General features: G+C 54.0%; 9 protein-coding genes and 1 riboswitch. Of the genes, 8 read left to right on the forward strand and 1 reads right to left on the reverse strand.

Annotation, left to right across the window (positions count from 1 at the left end):
- Window positions 1-534 precede the first annotated feature (534 nt).
- Both uvrB and J5224_RS22705 read left to right on the forward strand, forming a co-directional pair.
- Window positions 535-2,547 (forward strand): excinuclease ABC subunit UvrB, encoded by a 2,013-nt coding sequence (gene uvrB, locus J5224_RS22700; protein WP_264627512.1) that lies wholly within the window; start codon window positions 535-537, stop codon window positions 2,545-2,547.
- A gap of 24 nt (window positions 2,548-2,571) precedes the next feature.
- Window positions 2,572-3,006 carry a glyoxalase gene (locus J5224_RS22705; RefSeq protein WP_264627513.1) on the forward strand — a complete coding sequence of 145 codons (435 nt, stop codon included), beginning with the start codon at window positions 2,572-2,574 and terminating at the stop codon, window positions 3,004-3,006.
- Between the two features lie 18 nt (window positions 3,007-3,024).
- Here J5224_RS22705 and J5224_RS22710 read toward each other — a convergent pair whose 3' ends face one another.
- On the reverse strand, window positions 3,025-3,933 hold the full coding sequence (locus J5224_RS22710) for a gluconeogenesis factor YvcK family protein (RefSeq protein ID WP_264627514.1): 909 nt from the start codon (window positions 3,931-3,933) through the stop codon (window positions 3,025-3,027).
- Between the two features lie 237 nt (window positions 3,934-4,170).
- A riboswitch (molybdenum cofactor riboswitch) is annotated at window positions 4,171-4,320 on the forward strand.
- Between J5224_RS22710 and moaA the strand changes: the two genes are divergently transcribed.
- The 6 genes from moaA to J5224_RS22740 all read left to right on the forward strand — a co-directional run.
- Complete coding sequence (gene moaA / locus J5224_RS22715) at window positions 4,308-5,297, forward strand: GTP 3',8-cyclase MoaA (protein ID WP_264627515.1); 990 nt, start codon at window positions 4,308-4,310, stop codon at window positions 5,295-5,297. It overlaps the preceding riboswitch by 13 nt.
- Window positions 5,298-5,337: 40 nt before the next feature.
- A complete protein-coding gene (gene moaB / locus J5224_RS22720) occupies window positions 5,338-5,856 on the forward strand; it encodes a molybdenum cofactor biosynthesis protein B (RefSeq protein WP_264627516.1) in 519 nt (172 codons plus the stop codon).
- 2 nt (window positions 5,857-5,858) lie between these two features.
- A complete protein-coding gene (moaC, locus tag J5224_RS22725) occupies window positions 5,859-6,344 on the forward strand; it encodes a cyclic pyranopterin monophosphate synthase MoaC (RefSeq protein ID WP_264627517.1) in 486 nt (161 codons plus the stop codon).
- The gene (gene moaD, locus J5224_RS22730) at window positions 6,341-6,586 is read left to right on the forward strand and encodes a molybdopterin synthase sulfur carrier subunit (RefSeq protein ID WP_264627518.1); all 246 of its coding nucleotides are present in this window, start codon (window positions 6,341-6,343) and stop codon (window positions 6,584-6,586) included. Before moaC ends, moaD begins: the two co-directional genes overlap by 4 nt.
- A 2-nt stretch (window positions 6,587-6,588) precedes the next feature.
- Complete coding sequence (moaE, locus tag J5224_RS22735) at window positions 6,589-7,056, forward strand: molybdopterin synthase catalytic subunit MoaE (protein WP_264627519.1); 468 nt, start codon at window positions 6,589-6,591, stop codon at window positions 7,054-7,056.
- A gap of 441 nt (window positions 7,057-7,497) precedes the next feature.
- A partial coding sequence (locus J5224_RS22740; RefSeq protein WP_264627520.1) for a Bax inhibitor-1 family protein occupies window positions 7,498-7,865 on the forward strand: 368 nt, incomplete at its 3' end.

Genomic DNA, 7,865 nt, shown 5'->3' on the forward strand with positions numbered 1-7,865 from the left:
GCAGCAGGCATGCGGGCTTGTGGGAGTTATCCACTACTTCTGTGGATAACCATGTGCATTAGGTTTAGAAAAACGGTGGCAAGCGAGAATTGGCGCGGGTCTTGGTTGAGTTGATGTGATTCTCTGCTTTTTTGTTTAGTTGTTTTAAATCAATTAGTTAATTAAAATCAAGTCTCGCTTTATGTCTGGCTGATGGTTGCATGTTTTTACAGTACAGGTCTAACCACTTTGTTAAAACAAATACGCATTCTGGGGATAAATAGCACATTTTTAACTGGATAAAAGCGTAACGCTGTGTTAGCGATTTTTACGCTCATTTTCTGCTTTATAACGCCCTACGCTGACCAACGACTTACACTGCGCATCGTTTTAGCCAATAAATGACTGGATGCTGTTTTTATATCCAGTATACTGTGGGCGGCGCATTTCTGAGGCGCGCTGTTCGTGCTATGCTTGACGCCTCACCCTATTGTTGAATGTTACTGTGCGTTGCCTGGTTTCGCGACGTTTGGTCCACTTTCTGGCAGGTTGTTCATGAGCAAACCCTTTAAACTGCACTCCGAGTTTACCCCCTCAGGCGATCAGCCTGAAGCGATCCGTCTGTTGGAAGAGGGACTGGAGGCGGGGTTGGCGCATCAGACGTTGCTGGGGGTAACCGGTTCGGGAAAAACCTTTACCATTGCCAACGTGATTGCGGATCTTAACCGTCCCACCATGGTGTTGGCGCCCAACAAAACGCTGGCGGCGCAACTCTATGGCGAGATGAAAGCATTTTTCCCAGACAATGCGGTTGAGTATTTCGTCTCTTACTATGATTACTACCAGCCTGAAGCCTATGTGCCTAGCTCGGACACCTTTATCGAGAAAGACGCGTCGGTTAACGAGCATATTGAACAGATGCGTCTGTCAGCCACTAAAGCGCTGCTGGAGCGACGCGATGTCGTGGTGGTGGCGTCGGTTTCGGCTATTTATGGTTTGGGCGATCCCGATCTCTATCTGAAAATGATGCTGCACCTGACGGTCGGCATGATTATCGATCAGCGCTCGATTTTGCGCCGGCTGACCGAACTGCAATATTCGCGTAACGATCAGGCCTTCACGCGTGGTACGTTCCGCGTACGCGGCGAAGTGATTGATATTTTTCCGGCAGAATCTGATGAGATTGCGTTGCGCGTTGAACTGTTCGATGAAGAGGTTGAACGCCTGACGCTGTTCGATCCGCTCACTGGTCAGCAGTTACAAACGGTGCCGCGTTATACCATCTACCCGAAAACCCACTATGTAACCCCGCGTGAGCGTATTCTTCAGGCGATGGAAGATATCAAAGTGGACCTTGCAGAACGCCGCAAGGTGTTGTTGGAAAACAATAAACTGTTGGAAGAGCAGCGGCTGACACAGCGTACGCAATTCGATCTTGAGATGATGAACGAACTTGGGTATTGCTCCGGTATCGAAAACTATTCGCGCTATCTTTCTGGACGCGGGCCGGGTGAGCCGCCGCCAACGCTATTTGACTACCTGCCTGCCGATGGATTGTTGGTGATCGATGAGTCCCACGTGACCATCCCGCAATTGGGCGGCATGTACCGCGGTGACCGGGCGCGTAAAGAAACGTTGGTCGAATATGGTTTTCGCCTGCCCTCCGCGTTAGACAACCGGCCGATGAAGTTTGAGGAGTTTCAAGCGCTCGCACCGCAAACCATCTATGTTTCGGCGACACCCGGCAATTATGAACTGGAACATTCCGGCAGTGATGTCGTCGATCAGGTGGTGCGGCCTACGGGATTGCTTGACCCGCTGCTGGAAGTGCGCCCAGTTGCGACGCAAGTGGACGATTTGTTGTCTGAAATCCGCAAACGCGTAGCGTTGAATGAGCGCGTGCTGGTCACCACCTTGACCAAACGCATGGCAGAAGATCTTACCGAATACCTGGAAGAACACGGCGAGCGCGTGCGTTACCTGCACTCTGACATCGACACCGTTGAGCGCGTTGAAATCATCCGCGACCTACGACTGGGCGAATTTGATGTGCTGGTGGGGATCAACCTGCTCAGGGAAGGATTGGACATGCCAGAAGTGTCGCTGGTGGCTATTTTGGATGCGGATAAAGAGGGCTTCCTGCGTTCGGAGCGCTCCTTGATTCAGACCATCGGCCGTGCCGCACGTAACCTCAATGGTAAAGCCATTCTGTATGGCGACAAGATAACGCCCTCAATGCAGCGCGCCATTCAGGAAACGGAGCGGCGACGCGAGAAGCAGCAAGCCTACAACGAGGCGCACGGGATTGTGCCTACCGGTCTTAACAAGAAAATCGACGATATCTTGCAACTGGGCCGGCCAACGGCGAAGGGTAAAGGGCGTGGCAGCCGTAAAGCGGCTGAGCCTGCCGCAGAGTACATGGCGATGACACCCAAGGCGCTGGAGCAAAAAATTCGCGAATTGGAAGGCCTGATGATGACGCATGCGCAGAATTTGGAATTTGAAGAGGCTGCGGCATTGCGTGACCAGATTCATGCCTTACGTGAGCGATTTATCGCCGCATCCTGATTTCCTTTAGCACAAGGAGCCGACATGACATTTTCTCTACCCGATGTGGATGTACTGTTTATCGCGGGCTTCGGCCCGATCGTTGCGGACGCGGTCGCCAGTCGATCGCTCTATCTGGACACGCTACATTTGCCGCTTAAACCGCTGGGAGAATCGAGTGATTATCTGGTCGCCGATACGCTTGATGGGGTGAAACACTTTGCGCTGTGGCCGTTGGCGCAAGCGAGTCAATCCTGCTTCGGCACTGAGCATTGGCCGGATGACCTCACGGTGCCGCAAACCTGGTTGGAGTTTGAAGTTGCTGATATGGCGGCCGCTACGGCGGCAGTTAAACGGGCAGGGTATACCTTGCTGGTCGATAACCGACTCGAACCGTGGGGGCAGTGGGTGACGCGTTTCCTTAGCCCGGAAGGCATTTTGGTGGGTGTTACCCATACGCCGTGGCTGCGTGGGGAATAGCCCTCGGCGGTAGCACGATTAGCCCAGGCGTTGCAGGGTAATTTCCAGCGCCTGGCGCAGCAGTTCGCGATCGTGATGGTGCGGCACGTCGGCCGCGCTTAATGGCTGCTGCACGATGAGACGATCGTTGATGCCCTGCACCGAGGTGTGTGGACTCACGATAACCGCATCTACCACTTTACGCCCCACCTTGTTTTCGATCATGACGAGCTTTTGTGCCAGCGTCATATGAGCAGCGGCCTGATTGAGTTCTCGTCCCAAATTGCCGATATAGATCATCTGCGCAGGCGTGCGGCGCAGGGCGCGCGCCAGATCGTCCAGCAACAGTAAGGGCATCAGGCTGGTCAGAAAACTGCCTGGACCAATCAGGATCACATCGGCCTGGTCGATGGCATCAATCGCTTCCTGCGTCGCCTTGACCACGGGGTGGAGTTGCAACTCCTGTGGCAGTACGTTCAGATTGTCTATTTGCACCTCACCATAGACCTGGTTTCCTCCCGTATCGGTAGCGACCAGATCGACGGGATGTTCCGACATAGGGATCAGTACCGCATCCACTTTCAGCAGTCCGCGAATCAGGTTGATGGCTTCCAGCGGCCGTACGCTCAGATGATCCAACGCTTTAAGCATCAGGTTGCCCAGATTGTGCCCGGCGAGTTCACCGCTACCGGTGAAGCGATATTCAAACATGGCTGAGGCTACGCTCGGGCTGGTGATCAGCTGGTTCAGACAGTTGCGCATGTCCCCCCAGGCGATACCACCCTCTGCGCGGCGGATCCTTCCCGTCGAGCCGCCGTTATCGGTGGTCGTCACAATGCCGGTGAGTCGTGAACCCAATGAAGACAGTGATGACATGACGCGACCGAGGCCGTGCCCGCCACCCAGCGCGACAACCTTATCGAGATCGGCTAACGTGCGATTGCGCATAAAGACCTTTTGCAAAAGAGGGGGAATTCACGTGGCTAAGGTAGCTGATTTCTCTCATAAAGGCGAAAAAAACCAAAAATCTTTGCCTCAGGATGATTTACGACAATTTTTTACGCCGTTTTTCGACTATGCTGGAAGCCTGTGGAAGAGAAAAAACCTTTATATATCCGCTATATACATAAATACATAACGAATATATGGGTGACGTAATGCGTGAGTAACGTTAGACTCTTCTTTGATGAAATCAGACTCCTAGCCTTTGTGCCTAAGTGATGTGGCAGTGACTGCGTCATACGGTGCTCTGGCCGTGACCCTTGAGGTCACCAGGGTGCAGGGGAGAAATTCCCGCGCCTCCCGAATTTGGAAAGGTGTTTATGCTAAGTCAATTGACGGATGCGTTTGCGCGCAAGTTTTACTATTTGCGCCTTTCGATCACAGATGTATGCAACTTTCGTTGCACCTACTGTTTGCCTGAGGGCTATCAGCCTTCTGGCGCACCCACCAAGCGTTTTCTCTCTCTGGATGAGATCCGTCGGGTCAGCCGCGCTTTTGCTGCGCTCGGTACGGAAAAAGTGCGTTTAACCGGGGGGGAACCTTCGTTAAGACGTGACTTTGTCGAGATTTTAGCTGCTATCCGAGAAAACCCTTCGATCAAAACCCTGGCGGTGACCACCAATGGCTATCGGCTGGCGCGCGATGTGGCAGTATGGCGTGATGCCGGGCTAACGGCGCTGAATGTCAGTGTTGATAGTCTCGATGCGCGTCAGTTCCATGCGATCACCGGGCAGGATAAGTTTCATCAGGTGATGGCCGGGATCGATGCGGCCTTTGACTGCGGTTTTGCCAAGGTCAAAGTGAATACCGTGCTGATGCGTGACGTGAACGATAATCAACTGAATGCGTTTTTGCACTGGATCAAGGACAGGCCCATCCAACTGCGTTTTATCGAACTGATGGAAACCGGAGAGGGAAGGGAGCTGTTTGCCCGTCACCATCTGCCCGGAACGGTCATTCGCGATAAATTGTTGGCTCAGGGGTGGCAACTGGCGCCGCGTGGTCGCAGTGATGGCCCAGCCCAGGTGTTTCGGCACGATGATTATCAGGGCGAAATCGGTCTTATCATGCCCTACGAGAAAGATTTTTGCCTGAGCTGCAACCGTCTGCGCGTGTCCGCCGTGGGTAACCTGCACCTGTGCCTGTTCGGCGAGCAGGGCATTCCCTTGCGCGACCTGTTGGCGGAGGATAGCCAAATGGACGATCTGGCGCTGCGTATTGCGGGTGGGTTATCGCTTAAAAAACAGACCCACTTCCTGCATGACGGCAACAGCGGCATAACGCAGAACCTTTCTTTTATCGGTGGCTGATAGCTACTCTTGCGATTTTCCGTGTTAAGAGGTGTGTGATATGAGCAAGGTCAGTGATGACTTCATTCCGCTGCAAATTGCAGTATTGACTGTTTCTGCGCGTCGTACCGCGCAAGATGATACCTCGGGTGATTATTTGCGCGAAGCGGCACAAGAGGCCGGGCACCAGATTGTCGCCAGCGCCATTGTCAAAGAGAACCGCTACCAGATTCAGGCGCAGGTTACCGCCTGGATTGCCAGCGAGACGGTGCAGGTGATTTTGATCAATGGTGGCACGGGTTTCACCGCGGGCGATGTTACGCCAGAAGCCATCTCCCCGCTGTTCGATCGCTCGATTGACGGTTTTGGTGAACTGTTTCGCATGGTCTCCTATGAGGATATCGGCACCGCCACTATTCAGTCCCGTGCGGTTGCGGGTTTGGCAAACCAAACGGTTATCTTTGCCGTGCCCGGCTCGACACGTGCGTGTCGCACAGCCTGGGAACGTATCATTCAGGAACAGTTGGATGCCCGGCAAAAACCGTGCAATTTTTTCCCCCATTTAAAGAAATCGAATTAATCATGTCCTCTCAGTTCACCCATATTAATGCCGCTGGCGAAGCCACCATGGTAGATGTGTCAGCAAAAGCCGAAACGGTACGCGAGGCGCGTGCGGAAGCCTTTGTTACGCTGTCAGCGCAAACACTGTCGATGATTATCAATGGGCAGCACCACAAGGGTGACGTGTTCGCTACCGCGCGCATTGCCGGTATTCAGGCGGCTAAACGTACCTGGGAACTGATTCCCCTGTGCCATCCTCTGCTGTTAAGTAAAGTTGCCGTTGAGCTGACGGCTGAGCCTGAGCACAACCGGGTGCGCATCGAATCGCTGTGCCGTTTAACCGGAAAAACCGGGGTGGAGATGGAAGCGCTGACCGCTGCCTCGGTAGCGGCGTTGACCATTTATGACATGTGCAAAGCGGTGCAAAAAGACATGATTATCGGCCCGGTGCGTTTGTTGGCAAAGAGCGGTGGCAAATCTGGCGATTTTCAGGCGGAGGTAGAATGATTAACGTGCTGTTTTTCGCGCAGGTTCGAGAACTGACGCAAACGGATTCGCTTAGCCTTCCTGCGGAATTTTCCAGCGTGGAGGCGTTGCGTCAGGCGCTGGTCGCTCGCGGCGAACGCTGGGCGCTGGCGCTGGAGTCCGGTAAACTGCTGACGGCAGTGAATCAGACGCTGGTCGAGCCTTCACACCCGCTGCGTGATGGTGATGAGGTGGCGTTTTTTCCACCAGTGACCGGAGGCTGATTGTGCCAGTAAACCCGCAACCTGAAACCCGTATTGAGGTCGGCACCGCGCCGTTTGACGTGGGGCTGGCTTATCAGTGGCTGGCGCAATGTGACGAAGACGGTGCCGTGGTCACGTTCACCGGTAAAGTGCGCAACCATAATCTGGCTTCCGACGTGAGTGCATTGACGCTGGAACACTATCCGGGGATGACAGAAAAAGCGCTGGCGGAGATCGTCGAGCAGGCCAGAGAACGCTGGGCGTTACCTCGCGTCTCTGTGATCCACCGCGTTGGGCCGCTCTATCCCGGCGATGAAATCGTGTTTGTGGGCGTGAGCGCCGCACACCGTCAGGCGGCCTTTGACGCTGCGCAATTTATCATGGATTACCTGAAAACCCGCGCGCCGTTCTGGAAACGGGAAGCCACGCCGGAAGGCGACCGCTGGGTGGATGCGCGTGACAGTGACCATGTCGCCGCTGAACGTTGGTAATTATACCCGTCATACTTCACGTTGCAGATGCGTTGGCAGCGCTCGTTATTCGGCCCATCCCTGGGCCTCACCTCTTACGAGGCCGCCGCACGCGGCGTTCAAATCTGCTCCCGGCAGATTTGTCACCCGAATTACTTACTTGAGTAAGCTCATCGGGATTCGCTCCCTTGCCGCATTACGAGACTCATAAATGAGCCTCGCCCTAAAGGGCCAGCGCAAGCGCTGTTCAAAACGTAAACGTTTTGTCCTGCAACTCGAATTATTTAGGGTATAACCCTCGCTGGTTTTCATCTCTTTCATATAATTAACGTTCGTTGAGGCTGGCGTGATTTTCGCCACATGCGACACCGCGCCATGTGATACACTTATCAATGGTGGGCGATGCACGCCCGAGTCACAATCTCTGTCTGCGCTGTCAGACAGCAACGTAAGGGTAGTATCATGGATCGGTTCCCTCGTTCAGGCGATTCGATAGTCGAACGCGCTAATAGCGGCCTTCAGGCGTATATGGCGCAGGTTTATGGCTGGATGACCTGCGGTTTATTGCTGACGGCGTTTGTTTCCTGGTATGCGGCGCAATCCCCCGCGATAATGAGTTTCGTCTTTTCCAGCCGGATTACCTTTTTCGGGCTGATCATTGCGCAGTTGGGGTTGGTGTTCGTGATTTCCGGCATGGTACAGCGCTTGAGCGGTAGCGTGGCGACAGGGCTGTTTATGCTCTATTCGGCGTTGACCGGATTGACGCTCTCCAGCATCTTTATCCTCTATTCCGGGCAATCGATCGCCAGCACCTTTGTCATTACGGCGGG

The sequence above is a fragment of the Candidatus Symbiopectobacterium sp. NZEC135 genome (assembly GCF_025962695.1).